Annotated in this window: 18 protein-coding genes; 9 read left to right on the top strand and 9 right to left on the bottom strand. The window is 66.1% G+C overall.

Annotated features, from left to right (window positions below; all coding sequences use genetic code 11):
- Positions 1-109: 109 nt before the first annotated feature.
- The 4 genes from JW792_RS00185 to JW792_RS00200 form a co-directional block, all read right to left on the bottom strand.
- Positions 110-568, bottom strand: a complete 459-nt coding sequence (locus JW792_RS00185) for a pseudoazurin (RefSeq protein ID WP_135994654.1) — start codon at positions 566-568, stop codon at positions 110-112.
- A gap of 78 nt (positions 569-646) precedes the next feature.
- Positions 647-1,705: a copper-containing nitrite reductase gene (gene nirK, locus JW792_RS00190; protein WP_135994653.1), complete on the bottom strand. Its 1,059-nt coding sequence runs from the start codon at positions 1,703-1,705 to the stop codon at positions 647-649.
- A 298-nt stretch (positions 1,706-2,003) separates the two neighbouring features.
- Complete coding sequence (locus JW792_RS00195; protein WP_135994652.1) at positions 2,004-2,228, bottom strand: DUF1858 domain-containing protein; 225 nt, start codon at positions 2,226-2,228, stop codon at positions 2,004-2,006.
- A gap of 80 nt (positions 2,229-2,308) precedes the next feature.
- Positions 2,309-3,007, bottom strand: coding sequence for a Crp/Fnr family transcriptional regulator (locus tag JW792_RS00200; RefSeq protein WP_135994651.1), 699 nt, complete (start codon positions 3,005-3,007; stop codon positions 2,309-2,311).
- 194 nt (positions 3,008-3,201) lie between these two features.
- Here JW792_RS00200 and JW792_RS00205 point away from each other — a divergent pair, with 194 nt between their 5' ends.
- The gene (locus JW792_RS00205; protein ID WP_135994650.1) at positions 3,202-5,487 is read left to right on the top strand and encodes a nitric-oxide reductase large subunit; all 2,286 of its coding nucleotides are present in this window, start codon (positions 3,202-3,204) and stop codon (positions 5,485-5,487) included.
- 119 nt (positions 5,488-5,606) lie between these two features.
- The gene (locus JW792_RS00210; RefSeq protein ID WP_135994649.1) at positions 5,607-5,969 is read left to right on the top strand and encodes a YbaN family protein; all 363 of its coding nucleotides are present in this window, start codon (positions 5,607-5,609) and stop codon (positions 5,967-5,969) included.
- On the opposite strand, the gene JW792_RS00215 is transcribed toward JW792_RS00210, so the two are convergent.
- Complete coding sequence (locus JW792_RS00215) at positions 5,966-6,400, bottom strand: Rrf2 family transcriptional regulator (RefSeq protein ID WP_135994648.1); 435 nt, start codon at positions 6,398-6,400, stop codon at positions 5,966-5,968. The genes JW792_RS00210 and JW792_RS00215 overlap by 4 nt on opposite strands.
- Positions 6,401-6,549: 149 nt before the next feature.
- On the opposite strand from JW792_RS00215, the gene JW792_RS00220 reads away from it, so the two are divergent.
- From JW792_RS00220 to JW792_RS00250, 7 genes are all read left to right on the top strand, one after another.
- Positions 6,550-8,412 carry a ribonucleoside triphosphate reductase gene (locus JW792_RS00220; protein WP_135994647.1) on the top strand — a complete coding sequence of 621 codons (1,863 nt, stop codon included), beginning with the start codon at positions 6,550-6,552 and terminating at the stop codon, positions 8,410-8,412.
- Between the two features lie 22 nt (positions 8,413-8,434).
- Complete coding sequence (locus tag JW792_RS00225; RefSeq protein WP_206340863.1) at positions 8,435-9,112, top strand: anaerobic ribonucleoside-triphosphate reductase activating protein; 678 nt, start codon at positions 8,435-8,437, stop codon at positions 9,110-9,112.
- A gap of 22 nt (positions 9,113-9,134) precedes the next feature.
- Positions 9,135-10,331: an NnrS family protein gene (locus JW792_RS00230; RefSeq protein ID WP_135994645.1), complete on the top strand. Its 1,197-nt coding sequence runs from the start codon at positions 9,135-9,137 to the stop codon at positions 10,329-10,331.
- A 125-nt stretch (positions 10,332-10,456) separates the two neighbouring features.
- Positions 10,457-10,741 (top strand): hypothetical protein, encoded by a 285-nt coding sequence (locus tag JW792_RS00235; RefSeq protein ID WP_192900953.1) that lies wholly within the window; start codon positions 10,457-10,459, stop codon positions 10,739-10,741.
- Positions 10,742-11,018: 277 nt separating this feature from the next.
- Positions 11,019-11,576, top strand: a complete 558-nt coding sequence (locus tag JW792_RS00240) for an SRPBCC family protein (protein ID WP_135994644.1) — start codon at positions 11,019-11,021, stop codon at positions 11,574-11,576.
- A 264-nt stretch (positions 11,577-11,840) separates the two neighbouring features.
- The gene (locus tag JW792_RS00245; RefSeq protein WP_135994643.1) at positions 11,841-12,377 is read left to right on the top strand and encodes a hypothetical protein; all 537 of its coding nucleotides are present in this window, start codon (positions 11,841-11,843) and stop codon (positions 12,375-12,377) included.
- A 61-nt stretch (positions 12,378-12,438) separates the two neighbouring features.
- A complete protein-coding gene (locus JW792_RS00250) occupies positions 12,439-14,364 on the top strand; it encodes a sensor histidine kinase (protein WP_135994642.1) in 1,926 nt (641 codons plus the stop codon).
- A gap of 6 nt (positions 14,365-14,370) precedes the next feature.
- Here JW792_RS00250 and JW792_RS00255 read toward each other — a convergent pair whose 3' ends face one another.
- Genes JW792_RS00255 through JW792_RS00270 form a run of 4 tightly spaced genes read right to left on the bottom strand, consistent with a single transcriptional unit; the run spans position 14,371 to position 16,839 of the window.
- Positions 14,371-15,039 carry a response regulator gene (locus JW792_RS00255; protein WP_206340864.1) on the bottom strand — a complete coding sequence of 223 codons (669 nt, stop codon included), beginning with the start codon at positions 15,037-15,039 and terminating at the stop codon, positions 14,371-14,373.
- A gap of 3 nt (positions 15,040-15,042) precedes the next feature.
- Positions 15,043-16,224, bottom strand: coding sequence for a hypothetical protein (locus tag JW792_RS00260; RefSeq protein WP_135994641.1), 1,182 nt, complete (start codon positions 16,222-16,224; stop codon positions 15,043-15,045).
- A gap of 58 nt (positions 16,225-16,282) precedes the next feature.
- On the bottom strand, positions 16,283-16,522 hold the full coding sequence (locus JW792_RS00265; RefSeq protein WP_206340865.1) for a hypothetical protein: 240 nt from the start codon (positions 16,520-16,522) through the stop codon (positions 16,283-16,285).
- The gene (locus tag JW792_RS00270; RefSeq protein ID WP_206340866.1) at positions 16,519-16,839 is read right to left on the bottom strand and encodes a hypothetical protein; all 321 of its coding nucleotides are present in this window, start codon (positions 16,837-16,839) and stop codon (positions 16,519-16,521) included. Before JW792_RS00270 ends, JW792_RS00265 begins: the two co-directional genes overlap by 4 nt.
- Positions 16,840-16,981: the final 142 nt, after the last annotated feature.

A 16,981-nucleotide genomic window follows, 5' to 3' on the forward strand; every position in this document is an offset into this window, starting at 1 on the left:
CCGCCTTGAGATGTGGTTTGTCTGACGTCTGGATAGAAAAGCGGCGGCGCGTCGGGGAGAGGGACACGCCGCCGCAGGCAGGAGGCCGGAGAGGGAGGGCCTCGCGGGTCTATTCGGTCCCGGCCTCGACGAGCTCGAAGAGGTCGTGGAAGCGTTGGTTGGCGCGGCCCGGGTGACGCACGGCGGCGGCTTCGCCCAGGTTGGGGGCCTCGCCGTCCCCGACCTTGATCAGGCCCACCATGCCGAGCCCGTAGTGGGGCAGGCACTTGATGCCGTAGACGCCTTCCTCGTCGAAGGTCACGGTGATCTCCTGGTTGATGCGGCCTTTGAAGGGCTCGGCCCCCTCGGGCAGCATGGTGAGGATGCTCTCCGCATTGTGGCTCGGCTCGGTCGGCAGGAAGGTGACGGTGTCACCGGGCGCGATCTCGAGATAGGCGGGTTCGAAGACCATCATCTGGCCGTCTTCGCCGCGGGTGAGCATATGGACCTGGTGGTCCTCTGCGAGCGCGGCGCCGGTCATCATGGTGGTGGCGAACAGCGAAGCCGCGAGGATCATCTGGAGTTTCATCGTCTTGGCCTTTCATTGAGGCTTGGGGGGAGGAGCGGAGGGCGGACGGGCCGCCCTCCTTCGAGTCGGGTGTTGCGCCTAGTGGCCGGCGAGATCGCTTTCGCCGTCGAGGGCGTGGAAGATCTCGTGGTTCTCTTCACCGGTGACCCTGAGGATGCCGGCAAGGCCGCGCTCGGCCCGCGACAGGGCGTGGTCGACCAGGATGAAGTCGCCGGGCACTTCGAGCTCGAAGTCCACCGCGACGGCACCGCCCGGGGCGACCGTGACCGTCTGGACGTCCTCGACCGGTTCGCTGGTCAGCGAGCCCATCGTGTAGACGCGGTCGAAGATCTCGCCGATCACGTGGAAGCTCGACGTCGCGTTCGGGCCGCCCACGCCGAAGAAGATGCGGACCGTCTCGCCGACCTCGGCTTCCAGCGGGGTGTTCATCAGAGCGCCCGCCGCGCCGTTGAAGACGTAGTATTCCGGATCCTCGTCGAGCAGCTTCTCGATGCTCTCGGTGTTGTGGCCGGGCGTGCCGAAGGCTTCCTCGGTGTAGATCTCGCCCTGCATCACGTAGAACTCGCGATCCACGGGGGGCAGGCCTTCCTCGGGCTCCACGATGATCAGCCCGTACATGCCGTTGGCGATGTGCGAGGCCACCATGGGCGTGGCGCAGTGATAGACGTACACGCCCGGGTTCAGCGCCTGGAAGAGGAAGGACTTGGTCTCACCGGGCGCCGCCAGCGAGGCCTTCGCGCCCCCGCCGGGGCCCGTCGCCGCGTGGAAGTCGATATTGTGCATCATCGTGCTGTCTTCAGCATTGGTGAGGCGGACTTCCACGGTGTCGCCGACGCGCACGCGCAGCACCGGACCGGGGACCTGGTTGTCGAAGGTCCAGTAGGTGTAGGTCGTCCCGTCGGCGAGCTGACCGACGACCTCGGTCGTTTCCAGCTCGACGAGGTGACGGCGCGGTTCGGTCCAGTCGACCGGCGGCGGCACGTAGTTCGGATCGGCCACGATGTTGACGACCTCGGCGTCGACGCCTTCATGAGCGCCGTGCTGGGCCATCGCGGCCGGGGCGAACATTGCCGCAGCGGCCACCATGGCGGTCGCGGTTCCGGCAAAGAGCGCGGTCTTGATGCTGCGGGTTTTCATGTCTGTGCCCTCCTTCTGAGCAACGTTTGATGATGTCTGTTTAGGGCGGGCGCGGCGGGGCTTTATTGCGCTGCGTCAAATCCCGTGAAGTTTGTGCAGTGTGGGTAGCTGCGCCGGGCCGACCATCTGACAGCTTCCACGGCGCTAGGTGCGGGAAAGCCTTGCTCCGCTTGCACGTTCCAGAAGGGAGTCAGTCGCAATTCTTCCGGTTTCGGCCAGATCGAGCATGTGGCAGGCGTGAAAAGGCCCCGCATCCGGTCAGGATGCGGGGCCTGCGCGCCGGAGGGTCCGGCGGGTTTCAGCCTGCGACCCGATCAGGGTGGTTAGAAGCGATCGCGCCCTTGAGATCGGCGGCGAGGTCGGCCGGCTCCAGCCCGTATTCGAGCGCGGCTTCGGTCACGGTCATGAACGGGGCCATGACGCAGCCCGGGCATGCCATGCGATGGGCGATGAAGACCGGCACGGTCTCCGGCCAGGAATTCATGACATCGGCGACGATGAGGGTTTCGAGATTGTCCGGCATGGGGCGCCTCCTTCATTCCGGGAGGCAGTCTGGCCCAGGCGAGGCCGGCCAAATTTGTCGCACCGCAAATCGACGGCAATTCAGGCCTGCTCGCTGATCTCCACCAGCCGGTGCGGGCGCTTGATGACGAGATGGCTGGAGCGCCGGCCCTCGATGATCCCTTCCTCGATCCAGGCCGACAGCGTGCGGCTGACCGTGTGCAGCGTCGTGCCGGTCATCTCGGCGAGATCCTGGCGCGAGAGCGGGAAGGGGATCTCCACGCCCGCCTGCGTCTTGCGGCCCGACTGGCCGGCGATCTTCAGCACGGTGGCCGCTATGCGGCGCTCGACCTGCTGGGTGGCGACCTGCTGCAGGCGCTCCTGCAACTCCTCGATGCGGCCGCCCATCATGTTCATCGCCTTCATCGCGAGGGCGGGATGGGCCTGGATCAGCTCCATCATGCGCGCGTGCGACCAGAGAAGCGCGCGCGTCTCTTCCACCGCCGTGGGGGTGGCGGGATAGGGAATCCCCCGCATCACGGCGACCGAGCCGACGAGGTCTCCCGGCCCCATGAAGCGCAGCACGACATTCTTGCCGTCCGGCGTGGTCTGGTCGAGCCGCAGGCGGCCCGAGGCCACTATATAATGCGTCGTCGCGTCGTCGCCCTGGCGGAAGAGCGCCTCGCCCTTGTCGAGCTTCTTCTCGCTGGCGGCCTCGGCGCCGGCCTCCAGCGCTTCGCGGGGAAGCCCGCCGAACAGGGTGGAGCGCTCGAGCACGCTCACTCTTGCAGGAATGTCCATCAAGGCCTCTCGGGGCTGGCGGCGCGGCGGGGATACCTCCCCTAGCCCGAAATACCCTGCGGGCCAAACCCGGCGAATTCAGCCGATTTGATCTCGCGCAAGTCGCCCCTGCCTGCCGCTGGCTATCACGCTCGCCGGAACCGCTCCCCGGGACGGGGTCGGCCGCAACTCTGCAGCGGAGGGAGAAGAAAACCATGCAGGACCGCTCCATACGAAAGATGGGCGTGCTCCTGGCCGTGATATTGATTGCCTCGTTCAGCGTCCTTGGATGGCTGGGCCGCGATCTCTACCGCCAGGCACCGCCGATGCCCGAGGCCGTCGTCACGACGCAGGGCGACGTCGTTTTCACCAGAGACGACATCCAGACGGGCCGTCAGGTCTACCAGTCCATGGGCGGCCAGCAGGTCGGCTCGATCTGGGGCCATGGCGGCTATGTCGCGCCGGACTGGTCGGCCGACTGGCTGCACCGCGAGGCGCTCGCCACGCTGAATGTCATGGCGCAGGAGGAGTACGGGCGAAGCTGGTCCGAACTCGATGAAGGCGCACAGGCGCGCCTGCAGCAGCGCTTCCAGCACGAGATCCGGGAGAACACCTACGATCCGCAGACCGGCCACATCGTCATAAGCCCGCAGCGGGCCGAGGCGATCGCCGAGGTCAAGCCGCACTATGCCGACCTGTTCGGCAACGGCCATGCGCTCGAAGGCCTGCGCGAGGACTACGCCATCGCCAACAACGCCATTCCCGATCCGGAACGGCGCGAGGCGCTGACCGCCTTCTTCTTCTGGGCGAGCTGGGCGACGGTGACCGAGCGTCCGAACGATACGGTCAGCTACACCAACAACTGGCCGCACGAACCCCTGGTCGGCAATGAGCCGTCCGCGCCGAACGTGATGTGGTCCATCGCCTCGGTGATCCTGCTGATCGCCGGTATCGCCGCCCTGACCTGGTGGCATGCCGGGCGCAAGGAGGAACCGGCCCCGACGCCGCCGGCCGAGGACCCGCTCGCGGCGCTCAAGCCGACGCCGTCGATGAAGGCGACGCGGAAATATTTCTGGGTCGTCGTCGCCCTGTTCCTTGCCCAGATCGGGCTCGGGGCGATCACGGCGCACTACGCGGTGGAGGGCCATGATTTCTACGGCATCCCGCTGTCCGAGATCCTGCCCTACGCCGTCACGCGGACCTGGCACACCCAGCTCGCCATCTTCTGGATCGCGACCGCCTGGCTCGCCACCGGTCTCTATCTCGCCCCTGCGCTCGGCGGGCGGGAGCCGAAATTCCAGAAGATCGGCGTGGACGTGCTGTTCGGCGCCCTGCTGGTCGTGGTCCTCGGCTCGATGGCCGGCGAGTGGCTCGGTGTTCAGCAGTATTTCGACCTCGACATGAATTTCTGGTTCGGTCACCAGGGCTGGGAGTATGTCGATCTCGGCCGCTTCTGGCAGATCCTGCTGTTTGCCGGACTCATGATCTGGCTCGTCCTGATGGGACGTGCGCTCTGGCCGGCCCTGAGAAAGCCGGGCGAGGGCCAGCCGCTGACGATCATCCTCTTCCTGTCGACGATCGCCATCGGCCTGTTCTACGGCGCGGGTCTGACCTGGGGCAAGCACACCCACCTGTCGATGATCGAGTACTGGCGCTGGTGGGTCGTCCACCTGTGGGTGGAAGGCTTCTTCGAGGTCTTCGCGACCGCGGCCATCGCGCTCCTGACGGTCAAGCTGGGCCTTCTGCGCAGCCGCACCGCCAACCATGCAGTGCTGTTCGCCACGATCATCTTCCTGACCGGCGGGGTGCTCGGCACGCTGCACCACCTCTACTTTGCCGGCACCACGACCCCGACCCTCGCGATCGGTGCCGTGTTCTCGGCCCTGGAAGTGGTGCCGCTCGCCCTGATCGGTCACGAGGCGCTGGAGAACTACCGCATGACGAAGGTGGCCAAGTGGGTGAAGGCCTACAAGTGGCCGATCCTGTTCTTCGTCGCGGTCGCGTTCTGGAACCTCGTCGGGGCGGGCCTGCTCGGCTTCATGATCAACCCGCCGATCTCGCTCTACTACGTGCAGGGCCTGAACCTCACGCCGACGCACGGCCACGCGGCGCTGTTCGGGGTGTACGGCTTCCTCGGGATCGGGCTGATGCTGTTCTGCATGCGCGGCCTGTTCGCCAGGGAAGGCTGGTCGGACCGGATGCTCGCCTGGAGCTTCTGGCTCCTCAATGGCGGCCTGGCGATGATGGTGTTCATGAGCCTGCTCCCGGTCGGGATCATCCAGGCCCACGCCTCGATCACCGAAGGCTTCTGGTTCGCCCGTTCGCCCGAGGTGGTGCAGTCGCAGCTGGTCCACTTCTTCGTGTGGATGCGGGTGCCGGGCGATATCGTCTTCTCGGTCGGGGCCGGCGTGCTCGCCGTCTTCGTCGCGAAGCTCGCCTGGACCGGGTTCCGCGGCCAGAAGAAGACCAAGCCGATACCGGTCGCAGCCCCGGCCGAGTAGTCCGACGCCCGGCGGGCGGGTCTTGCCCCCGTCCGCCCGCCCGCCGGGTTCACCCGGGACGGCTCCGGAGTTCGCTCCGGGGCCGGACCGGCCTCAAGCGACAGGGCAGGGAGATCGACATGAACACGTCCCAGACCTTTTTCGCCTGCATCGGGATCCTGCTCCTGCCCGTGGCCATTGCCGGGATCGCGCTGCCCTTGCTGCCGGGTACGCCGGTGCTGATCCTCGCGGCCTTCTGCATGGCCAGAGCGTCACCCGATCTCGAGGCCTGGCTCCTCGAGCACCCGCGTTTCGGCCCGCCGATCCGGGCCTGGCGCGCCCGCGGCGCGATCGCCTGGGGTGCCAAGATGGCCGCGACCGGGGCGATGGGGATCTCGTTCGTCTGGATGCTCGCATCCGGCGCGCCGCTGGCGGGTAAGCTTGTCGCCGCAGGGGCCATGCTCGCCGCCGCCGGCTTCATCTGGTCGCGCCCCGATGCCTAATCGGCAAAGGCCAGGAGTTCGGCCAGCGCGTCGCTGCGCCGCGATATGTCGGCCAGCGTGACGGTGTCGAGTTCGGCGAGATAGGCCTGCACCGCCCGGTTCAGCACGCCTTTCAGGCCGCAGGCCGGCGTGATCACGCAGGCGTTCTCCGGCTTGAAGCATTCGGCCTGGGCGAAGCTGTCTTCCATCTTGCGCACGACATCGCCGACGACGATCTCGCTGGCCGGCCTTGCGAGCTTCAGCCCGCCGCCACGCCCGCGCACCGTCTTCAGGAAGCCCTTCTCGCCGAGCCCGCGCACCACCTTCATCAGGTGGTTCTTCGAGATGGCGTAGGCCGAGGAGATTTCCTCGATCCGGCACAGCCCGTCCGGCGCGACGGCGGCGTAGATCAGGACGCGCAGGGCGTAATCGGTGTGAGCGGTCAGGCGCATCTCTCTCTCCGGCCGGGCGTTTCGGGACCATCGCTTAGCCCGCCCGGTGGCGGATTGCCACAGGAGCGGGGATTTCCGCTTCTCAAAGAGGCATATTTAGTGCATCTTTTTCTCGTCGCCACAATCTGTTGATTCGAGGAGAAGCTCTGATGCTCGATCTGCCACCGGTTTCCGAAGTCCGGACCCGCCCTGCAACATCCGTGAGGAAGACATCCGTCGACGTCGCCCATGCGGTCGAGGAATATGTCGGCCGCGCCGACTGGCGCATCAAGGCGAACGCCAACCAGGGCTATTCGCTGGGCGGCCTGATCCTCAACGTCGCGGGCAAGGTGATCGCCAACTACTGGCTCGACGAGGTCTACCCGGCCGCGATCGGACGCGCGCACCGCGAGGCCGACATCCACATCCACGATCTCGACATGCTCTCGGGCTATTGCGCGGGCTGGTCGCTGCGGACGCTGCTCAACGAGGGGCTCAACGGCGTGCCGGAAAAGGCCGAGGCCGGTCCCCCGAAGCACTTCACCGTCGCCCTCGGCCAGGCCGTGAACTTCCTCGGCGCGCTGCAGAACGAGTGGGCCGGCGCCCAGGCCTTCTCCAGCTTCGACACCTACATGGCGCCCTTCGTGCGCGCCGATGCGCTCGGCTACGAGGAGGTTCGCCAGGGCATTCAGGAATTCGTCCACTCCCTCAACGTGCCCTCGCGCTGGGGCACGCAGACCCCCTTCACCAACCTGACCTTCGACTGGGTCTGCCCGGACGACCTGAAGGACCAGGTTCCCCTGATCGGCGGGGTGGAGGCCGATTTCACCTATGGCGAGCTGCAGGCGGAGATGGATCTCATCAATCGTGCCTTCATCGACGTGATGACGAGCGGGGATTCCAAGGGGCGCGTCTTCACCTTCCCGATCCCGACCTACAACATCACCACCGACTTCCCCTGGGAGAGCGAGAACGCGAAGGCGCTGTTCGAGATGACGGCCAAGTACGGCCTGCCCTACTTCCAGAACTTCATCAATTCCGACATGACGCCGGGCCAGGTGCGCTCGATGTGCTGCCGTCTGCAGCTGGATCTGCGCGAGCTTCTCAAGCGGGGCAACGGCCTGTTCGGCTCGGCCGAGCAGACCGGCTCGATCGGGGTGGTCACGGTCAATTGCGCCCGGCTGGGCTATCGCTTCGCCGGCGACTGGGACGGGCTGATCGCCGAGCTCGACCGGCTCCTGGAACTCGGCCGCGACAGCCTGGAGATCAAGCGCGCCTATATCCAGCAGCTCATGGACCAGGGGCTCTTCCCCTACACGAAGCGCTATCTCGGAACGCTGCGCAATCATTTCTCCACGCTCGGGGTCAACGGGCTCAACGAGATGGTGCGCAACTTCACCCATGACGAAGACGACATCACGACGCCCGAAGGCGAGCGGCTCACCCTGGCCCTGCTCGACCATGTGCGCGGGCGCATGCTCGAATTCCAGGACGGGACCGGGCACATGTACAATCTGGAAGCCACGCCCGCGGAAGGCACGACCTACCGCTTCGCCAAGGAGGATCTGAAGCGCTTCCCCGGCATCCTGCAGGCCGGCTTCGAGGGGGCGCCCTACTACACCAACTCCTCCCAGCTTCCCGTCGGCCATACCGACGATCCGTTCGAGGCGCTGACCCGGCAGGATCCGATGCAGACCCGCTATACCGGCGGCACCGTGCTGCATCTCTACATGAGCGAGAAGCTGAGTTCGGCGCAGGCCTGCCGCACGCTCGTCCAGCGCGCCCTGTCGGGCTTTCGCCTGCCCTACATCACGATCACGCCGACCTTCTCGATCTGCCCCACGCACGGCTATCTCGCCGGCGAGCATCACCAATGCCCGAAATGCGAGGCGGACGGAAAGGAGCAGGCCTGCGAGGTCTGGACACGCGTGATGGGCTATCACCGGCCCGTCTCGGCGTTCAATCCGGGCAAGAAGAGCGAGCACGAGGAACGCACCCATTTCGAGGAAAGCCGTGCCCGTCTCACCGCATGAGCTCCTCGCGGAAGATCTGAGGGTGGGCGGGCTCGAGCCCTTCTCCACCCTCGACTTCCCCGGCCGGCTGGCGGCCGTGGTCTTCTGCCAGGGCTGCCCGCTGCGCTGCGGCTATTGCCACAATCCGGAGCTCATTCCGCCGCAGGCCGAGGGGCTCGTGACGTTTGGCGACGTCCTCTCGGTGCTGGACAGCCGCAAGGGCTTCCTCGACGCGGTCGTCTTCTCCGGCGGCGAGCCGCTTGCCCAGGCCGCGCTCCTGCCGGCAATCGAGGCCGTGAAGGCGCGCGGCTTCGCGGTGGCGCTCCACACTGCAGGCACTTCGCCGAAGCTTCTGGAGAAGGTCCTGCCCCATCTCGACTGGGTCGGCTTCGACGTGAAGGCGCCCTTCGAGGGCTATGAAGGCGTCACCGGCGTGGCGAAGGCGGGCGGCAAGGCGCGCGCCTGTCTCGAGCTGCTTTCGCGTTCCGGCATCGCCTTCGAGGTGCGCACCACCGTATGGCCCGAGCGTCTCGGCGCGGCTGACATTCGCGCGATCGCGTTTGCCCTGGAGCAAAACGGGGTATCCCGCTTCGTGCTCCAAGAGACTCGAACGCCGGACCGCAAGCCCTGGCCCGGCCCTGGTGCGCTCGACGATGCGGCCCTCATGGCCGAACTCGCCGGGCGGTTCGAAGATTTCGAGGTGCGCCGTGCTCAATCCTGACAAGTCCGCCCTGAGGCGGGCCATGCCCAAAGATCCGATCGCCGCCCGCCGCGAATATGCCGGCCCGGCCCTGTTCAGCTACGGCTTCCGCCCCTTCTTCCTGTTCGGGGCGCTGTGGGCTGCCGTGTCGCCGCTGCTGTGGATGCACGCCTATGCCGGGGGCGATGCCATGGTCGGCGCCGCCCCGGCGCTCGCCTGGCATGTCCACGAAATGCTGTTCGGCTTCATCGCCGCCGTCGTCGCCGGCTTCCTCCTGACCGCGGTGCCGAACTGGACCGGCCGGCTGCCCGTCATGGGCTGGCCGCTCGCAGGCCTGTTCGTCCTCTGGGCGACAGGGCGGGCGGCGATGGTGTTCTATGACGAGCTCGGCCTGGCCGCGGCGGCGATCGACAGCGCCTTTCTCCTCGTTCTCGTCGGCCTGCTGGGCCGGGAGGTCGTGACGGGAGGCAATGCCAAGAACATCCCGGTCGTCGTCTTCGCCAGCCTGTTCGCGCTCGCCAATGTCGGCTTTCACGCAGCACTCGCGCTCGGACTCGACTGGCGTCCGGCGCAAGGCGTCGCGATCGCCGTTATCGCCATGCTCATCGCCCTGATCGGCGGGCGCATCGTGCCGAGCTTCACCCGCAACTGGATGGTCCAGCAGGGCAAGGACCACCTGCCCGCGCCGATGGGCCTGTATGACCGCGCGAGCCTCCTGGCTCTGGGCCTTGCCCTGATCGTCTGGATCTCGCTGCCCTTCGACTGGTTCACCGGCGCGCTGCTGCTCATCGCAGGCGCCATGCATGCGGTCCGGGTCCTTCGCTGGAAGGGCTGGAGGACCGGCGCCGAGGCGCTCGTCTGCATCCTGCACGTCGGCTACGCCTGGCTGCCGCTGGCGCTCGTCCTGATGGGCGTGGCCATGATCGCCCCCGGCCTGGTCCCCGCGAGCGCGGCGCTTCACGCGCTGACGGCGGGTGCGATGGGCACGATGACGCTCGCGGTCATGACCCGCGCCAGCCTCGGCCATACCGGGCGCGAGCGCAAAGCCGACCTGTGGACCGGCGCGATCTACGCCCTCGTCGTCCTCGGTGCCCTGATCCGCGTTGCCGCGCCCATAGGTCTGGGCCAGGCGCAGTTCGCCGCGCTCGGTGTCTCTGCCGCGCTCTGGAGCGGGGCGTTCGCCCTCTTCGTCGTCCGCTACGGGCCGATCCTCGCGGCCCCGCGACGGGGAGGCGCCTGAGCCGTCAGGCCGCGTGCGCCCGGACGCGGTTGTGCACGCCCATGAAACATGCAATAAAAATGCATCTAAAAATCTGGCGTTCTCTCGCCGCCGGATCAGGCCATCTCGCGAAGGAAACACCCGACATGACCGGCAAGTCTCTGGGAATGGCGCTCGTCACGCTTGCGGGCGTGGCGATCAGCGTCGTGTTTCTCGTGTTCGCCGGGAAGCTGCTGCCTGCCGTCGAGATGGGCGTGCACGGCTGGGCCGCCCTCGTCCTGGGCACCGCTCTGAGCTTCCTCGTGGGCGGGGGGCTCTCCGCGATCCTCGTGATCGGCCGGCGCCGGGGCTATGACGAGGCCGCTCACGACCTCTACAGGGCCCGCTTCGAGACCGATCCGGACACCGACCGGGACCACCCGCGCGGATAGGCGCAGTCCCGTCCGCAGGGGTGAATGGTGTGTGGTCGAGGCATGCGCTAACGGGTCTCGGCAATACTGCGAAAGCACTCACGCAGCCTACGCTGGCGCCATGACACGGGGGATTTTCTACATCCCGGTGGCCCAGAAACGGGGTCAAGCTCAAGCCCCGACCCGACGGAACCATTTCCCTTTCTCAGAAGGACTTTTTTGATCGGGTTCAGGCATGGATTATCTGGCAGCGCGCCGGGTTCGTGATAGGCTTCGCCACGCAGCTCGGGAGGGTCGGATGGTCGGTTCAGTTGCACTTATACTGGTCACAATGGCGCTGGCAGGCTCAGATGTGGGGAACCCGGCGCCCTTTGAGGTTCAGGGCTTTCGCTCGCAGATCGACGTGGAGATCGCCGCGCCCGTCGAGACCGTCTTTGACGCGGCGACCGGCGACGTAACCGGATGGTGGGACCACAGCTTTGCCGAGGACCCGGCCGAGATGGTGATCGAGCCCCTCTTCGGCGGACGGTTCTATGAGCGCTTCTCGCAGGACGGCGCTGACGGCGCGCTCCATGCCACCGTCATCTATGTCAATGCCCCCTCGCAGCTTCGCCTGGATGGGCCGCTTGGCCTGAGCGGGCGGGCCGTCGACCTCGTGACCACCTGGACCCTGCAGCCGAGCGAGGCCGGCACACTGTTCACGGTCGACCTCTCGATGGCCGGAGAGATAGACCCGCCGCTCGCCGAGGCGGTGACGCGGGTCTGGGATCATTTCATTCGCGAACGATTGAAGCCCTATGTCGAGAGCGGGTGCCATCTTGCGCCGGATGAACCCTGCGAGGTCTTCGTCGAATAGACATTTGGAGGCGGGAATGGCGGATATTCCATCCGCCTACTCTCGTTTCGAGCGTCACGATCTCTCAAGCAGAAGCATCCGCAGAGCCCTCCCGGCGAAACCCAACGCCTACTGGAACCTCATCTCCTTCGGTAAACAGCTCGGTTACGACAAGAAGCGCGCTGGCGAAGGCTACTGGGTGGCGTGGTTCCGTACCAAGGCGGGCGGATTCAGGCAGAAGCGTATCGGCACCGCGAATGACACAGCGACTGCGACGGGATCGAGGTGCTGTCCCACGAACAGGCTATCGACGCTGCCAAATGCTGGTTTGGGGAGCCCACGCAGTCCTCCATAGCAGTCGAGCGCCGCGCGCCTGGCCCTCGGCGGGAATTGATCTACTGTCCCGTCGGTGAGGAGTTAACCGTCGCGCATGCGCTCGAGGATATGATCGAGTGGAAGTGGCTCACCAATGCGGGCAGCGATGTCGAGGTCTCGATCAGCCTCGTCAACCACCATGTCCTGCGCCGGATCGGTACTTTGTCTGCGAATGACGTCGCGGGCAGAACGGCCAGAAGGCTCATCCAGGATATCGGCGAAACCCCTCCTAGAACCGAGGTTAACGAAGCCAAGCGGCCTATAGTGTTCCTTAGCTCCGACGAGTTACGCAAGCGAAGTAAAACTGCAAATGCCGTCTCGAGCCTGATGCGTCAAGCGCTCTATCTTGCCTGGGAAGAAGGACTCAGGTCACAATATTACCGGGCAGAATTCAACATCTATGTGATGGTCTGCGCCAAGACTGGTATCTGCTCCCAAGAAATATGACCTCGCGGTGTGTTGCTATCCGGAGTATTATCACGCCGTCCCGCAAGTGAAGGGTGAAGGCTTGGCGGAGTTCAGCGAGCAAAGCGCGCTGCGTGAGGGGCTGTCGCGCTTTCGGTGGTCCGAGGGCGTAGTGGGCTGGGCGGCTGGGCTCGGTCTTCCCGGGCTTGTCATCCTGGCGGCCTTGTTGATTCCCCCGATACCCGGCTCCCTTTCAGCTCAGCGTGTGCCCCCGCACACCATCGGCTGGATCGAGGCGAGCTGGGATCTCTTCCCGCGCCACCACACCAGCAGAGAATCGCTCCGCGCGCCACGGAATCTGCCCGCTAGTGGAGATCGAAACGTTCAGCTATTCTTTTTCTGGCAAGACAGCGATACGGGTCCACCACCCGCCCGCTTGTTTCTTCCCGCCGTCTCCGGCGCCAGTGAACTCTACGTGAACGGGGCTCCGATATTCGCCGAGCCGATAGCCTCCGCCCCGCATATCGCGCACGCCGGCTCGCGCGCCGAACTCTGGTCACTTCCGCCCGAGTTCTTCGGTCCGGGCCGCGACCGGATCGATCTCGTGCTCTCGCAAAGCTCGGGCCGGGCCTCGGCGGGGGGCATCTTCATCGGGTCCGGAGACATCTTGTCACCTTTGATGGATCGCTATCAGGGCCGGAGCCTTTTCGCCCGGCACGCACTGATGCTTCTCTCCATTATAGCAGGCCTTCTGGCGCTGACCTACGCGGCCCTGGCGGGCAAGTCGCGGACTCACGTTCCAGCCGGGTTCGCCGCGCTCGCCTTGAGCGCACGAACCGCATGGTCGGGCCCTGACGCACAGGAAATGGCCGGCGCGCTCTGGTGGGTCGCCGACAAGGCGATGCTCGGCCTCGTTCTGCTGCTACTTGCCCGAAGCCTGCAGCCACGAGCCGCGATCCGTAGTCCCGCTCTCGGTGCGGCCGCCCTTTTCGCGCTCGCCCTTGTACTCGCCCCCCGGCAAGTCGAAATTGCCTGGTGGCTGTCCGCCCTTGCCTTGATGACTTGCGCGATCCCAGCCGGCATCACTGTCGCGAGGAGCATTCCCGGCCCGCTCGAACTCGCGACGCAGCCGGCTGCCGGGGTGCAGGCCGTCATGCTCGGGGTTCTCCTGGGGGTGATTTCGGCCGCTCTGCTGGCGGGTCTCGGGCTGACCCCCTCGTGGGCGACACTGGTGAGCGAGACAGGATACGCGATCGGCGCGCTCGCGCTCTGCGTAATCCTCGCGGGATATGCGGGCGCCAAGTGCGTACACCAGATCGCGGCGATCGTTCGCACCCAGTTCGATCTCTCCAGGCTCGTCCGGATGCAGCGCGAGGAGCTGGATGCCAAATCCATCGCGCTCCAGAACGAGATGCGCCAGCGCGCCGTGCTGGAAGAGCGCCAGCGGCTCGTGCGTGACATGCACGACGGCGTCGGCGGTCAGCTCATGTCGCTTCTCGCCCGGGTCCGCGCCGGCCGGGTCGGCCCCGACCGTATCGAGCCGGAGCTGGTGACCAGCCTCAATGATCTCCGCCTGATCGTGGACTCCCTCGACAATGCGGGAGACACGCTTGACACCGCTCTGGCGACCTTCCGCGGGCGCGCGCGCGCCCAGCTCGAAGCCGCCGGGATCGCCCTGCACTGGAACCAGCCCGGCGTTCTTCAGATGGTCGTCGACAATCCGCGCAAGATTCTCCACATCTACCGCTTCCTGCAGGAGGCGGTGACGAACGTCATCCGGCACGCACGGGCGAGCCGGCTCGATGTCGAGGTGCGGTGCGAGAACGGCGAACTGATCTTCACGCTCCGCGACGACGGCATAGGCTATCGGCCGCCTGCTCAAGGCGAGGGGCGTGCCGGCAAGGGAGTCTCCAACATGGAGCATCGTGCCCGTCAGCTGGACGGAACGTTGCGGATAACGGCTCTCCAGCCAGGGGCGGGAACGGAGGTCGAACTCGCCATACCTTCACCCGCAATCCTGCCGTCCTGATGGAGCTCATTCGTCTGAGGCTATCAGGCCGAGCGACCGCGCCTCGAAGATGGCCTCCGCGCGAGAATGAACACTGAGCTTGCGGTAGATCGCCTTAACGTGATCGCCGACCGTATGGGAGGAAATGGAAAGAACCTCCCCGGTTTCGCGGTAGGAGAGACCCCGGGAGAAGAGCCGCAAGATCTCCGCTTCGCGCGTGGTCAGCGGACTGGCGGGCCCCGCCGAGCCGGCGGAGCTGGAGGCCGGCTCCCGCTTGATGAGTTCCAACAGGTAGGTCGCGGCCTGCGGGCTTATCGGAGACTCCCCGGCGAGAGTCATCTCGATGGAGCGGCGCAGCTGGTCGGCCGGCGTGTCCTTCAGGAGATAGCCGTCCGCGCCCGCATGAAGGGCGACGAGCACGCTCTGGCGGTCGCCCAGCACGGTCAGGATCAGGGTGCGCGCGTCGCATTGACGCTTGAGTTCGGCCACGAAGTCGAGCCCGCTGCCATCGGGCAGCTGCAGATCGACCAGCGCGAGGTCGCACGCTTGCGTGCGGCACGCCGCGACCGCTTCGGCCACCGTGCCGGCGCTGAACGCCACTTCCAGTCCGCTCGCATGATTGACGATGGTCGCGAGATACCCGCGAAGGTCCGGGTCATCCTCCAGGATTGCGATCCGGCGGTTCGATCCGGCCATGCCTCACCTCGTCCAGCAGGTGGAATAGGGCTGACCCATGATGTCGACCCAGACTCGGCGGGCCTCGTCACCAAGCCCGCCGAATGCGGACAACCGTCCGGGGCGCAGCCCGTCGTGATAACGGGCCGTGCGCCACCCCTCGCCGAACTGGCCGGAACAATAGGCATCAGCTTCTGAAATCGTGCGGAAGCTGTCGCCGCGCACGTCCGGCGTCGTGGCGATGACCCCGCCGCTCCAGTCGAATTCATAGGTGCTTCGCGCCTCTGCGCCCGCCGGGACCGGTGAGCCAAGATCGAAGAAGCAGAGCAAGGGTTGCGCCGTCTCGCACGGCGTGTCTCCGAGATAGGGGTCGCAGATATAATGGTCACCCTGCCACTCATCGCAGCCCAGCGCGCTGGCGCCCGTGCTCGATCGGCGCCAGTTGCTATTGAGGACCAGCGAGACACCCTTTTCCCGGGGCGGCTCTTCGCACACCGCGACACCGATGAAATCCACCGCCGTATCATCACCGATCCAGACATCGAGAATCTGAACGCCATCGCCGCTGCGCACATAATCCAGGATCGTATTGAGATCCCCATCGAGATGGAATGCGCGGGGTTCCTCATGTGTCGCGGACCGATAGCGTTGCAGCCTCAGTTCTTCGAACCGGGCCGAGTGGAGATCACCCTCGATGGTCCAGGTTCCTTCCTCGGCCATCGCCGTCAGCCGGTGCATCGAAACGGTCGGAGACCGCTCGCCCGCCCTGAACGGCGAGACATCCCCGATGCTGAGGGTGTCGGTGCCGTTGCCTGAAACCGGACGCAGGCGCGTGACGAAGACCCCGCTCGAGATATTGCTCGGCAGTTCGAAATAGTCTGAAAGAATGCGGTCGGCCTGAACCTGATCATAAGGGCCGAAGGCGACCGAACGCGTGCGTTCGTTTTCGAGCCTGGGATGCAAGCGTCCGAACTCGCGGCCCTCGATCGAGAATCCGTCCTCCACGCCGCGCACGAAGATTTGCTTGGTCTCGGCGCGGTGGCACGGGAAATCCTGCAGGATGGCCATGCCAGGCTGAGCAGGACCGTCCGGCTCCGCGTCCGCGGAGACGGGTCGCAGGGCGAGCGGTAACGCAAAGCCGAGCGCAACAAGCGCCAGGCACAGGCCGATGAAGCTCCCCCAGGCAAACACGCGCAGGCGCGCCATTGCCGGTCCCCTGTCCTGCTCCTCCCGCGGAAACTCTACTTCAGGCTCCCGGGAATGGCTATTCTGGCGTTGTTTCGCCGTCATCGACGGGTACCCAGCAGGTCGCGCCGCCGGATACGTCCACCCAGGCGCGCTGCTCGTCGTCACCGAAAAAGCCGTAGGCGCGGAAATTGACCGCGCGGCCCGACTCGATGGAGAGGGCCTGCCAGCCCGGCCCGAACTGCTGCTCGCAATAGCCGTGCGCGTCCTGCGCCGTTGCGAATGCGTTTCCCGTCACCTCCGGGGTCGTCGCGATCACACCGCCCAGCCAGATCGTGTTCTCACCCCCGGGGGCAGGGAGCGCGGAGCGGGCACTTCCATGTCGTTGAAGCAGATCAGGGGCCTCGCCTGCGAGCACGCCGTGTCGCCCCGGTAGGGATCGCAGCGTTCGCCGTCCCCGCCTTCGCACCCGATCGTTGACACGGCCGTGACCGGATCGCGGTGCTTGTAGGCGAGCGTGGTGCCGCGCTCGGCGGAGGGCTGCGGCTGCCGGGTTTCGCTATGAACGGAACCCGGCGACATCGCAAGCACCAGGCCCGCCACGCAGAGTACCGGCATGGTGAATTTCATCGTCATCCAGTCTCACTCGGTCCGCTCGATCCTGCTGGCTAGAGGCCCGCAGCACCACCCCCAACATTCGGGATATCAACCGCGACCGACATTCCGTCCGTAGTCCCTTTACTCCCCCATACTCGGGATACGCGGCCGGACTTTCTTC

Origin of the sequence: Marinicauda algicola, assembly GCF_017161425.1 — a bacterium.
GTDB classification, from domain to species: domain Bacteria; phylum Pseudomonadota; class Alphaproteobacteria; order Caulobacterales; family Maricaulaceae; genus Marinicauda; species Marinicauda algicola.

What these genes read in the sequence shown, in the direction of transcription:
- JW792_RS00185 (WP_135994654.1), bottom strand. Translation starts at nt 568, where the DNA reads ATGAAACTCCAGATGATCCTCGCGGCTTCGCTGTTCGCCACCACCATG.
- nirK (WP_135994653.1), bottom strand. Translation starts at nt 1,705, where the DNA reads ATGAAAACCCGCAGCATCAAGACCGCGCTCTTTGCCGGAACCGCGACC.
- JW792_RS00195 (WP_135994652.1), bottom strand. Translation starts at nt 2,228, where the DNA reads ATGCCGGACAATCTCGAAACCCTCATCGTCGCCGATGTCATGAATTCC.
- JW792_RS00200 (WP_135994651.1), bottom strand. Translation starts at nt 3,007, where the DNA reads ATGGACATTCCTGCAAGAGTGAGCGTGCTCGAGCGCTCCACCCTGTTC.
- JW792_RS00205 (WP_135994650.1), top strand. Translation starts at nt 3,202, where the DNA reads ATGCAGGACCGCTCCATACGAAAGATGGGCGTGCTCCTGGCCGTGATA.
- JW792_RS00210 (WP_135994649.1), top strand. Translation starts at nt 5,607, where the DNA reads ATGAACACGTCCCAGACCTTTTTCGCCTGCATCGGGATCCTGCTCCTG.
- JW792_RS00215 (WP_135994648.1), bottom strand. Translation starts at nt 6,400, where the DNA reads ATGCGCCTGACCGCTCACACCGATTACGCCCTGCGCGTCCTGATCTAC.
- JW792_RS00220 (WP_135994647.1), top strand. Translation starts at nt 6,550, where the DNA reads ATGCTCGATCTGCCACCGGTTTCCGAAGTCCGGACCCGCCCTGCAACA.
- JW792_RS00230 (WP_135994645.1), top strand. Translation starts at nt 9,135, where the DNA reads ATGCCCAAAGATCCGATCGCCGCCCGCCGCGAATATGCCGGCCCGGCC.
- JW792_RS00235 (WP_192900953.1), top strand. Translation starts at nt 10,457, where the DNA reads ATGACCGGCAAGTCTCTGGGAATGGCGCTCGTCACGCTTGCGGGCGTG.
- JW792_RS00240 (WP_135994644.1), top strand. Translation starts at nt 11,019, where the DNA reads ATGGTCGGTTCAGTTGCACTTATACTGGTCACAATGGCGCTGGCAGGC.
- JW792_RS00255 (WP_206340864.1), bottom strand. Translation starts at nt 15,039, where the DNA reads ATGGCCGGATCGAACCGCCGGATCGCAATCCTGGAGGATGACCCGGAC.
- JW792_RS00260 (WP_135994641.1), bottom strand. Translation starts at nt 16,224, where the DNA reads ATGGCGCGCCTGCGCGTGTTTGCCTGGGGGAGCTTCATCGGCCTGTGC.
- JW792_RS00270 (WP_206340866.1), bottom strand. Translation starts at nt 16,839, where the DNA reads ATGACGATGAAATTCACCATGCCGGTACTCTGCGTGGCGGGCCTGGTG.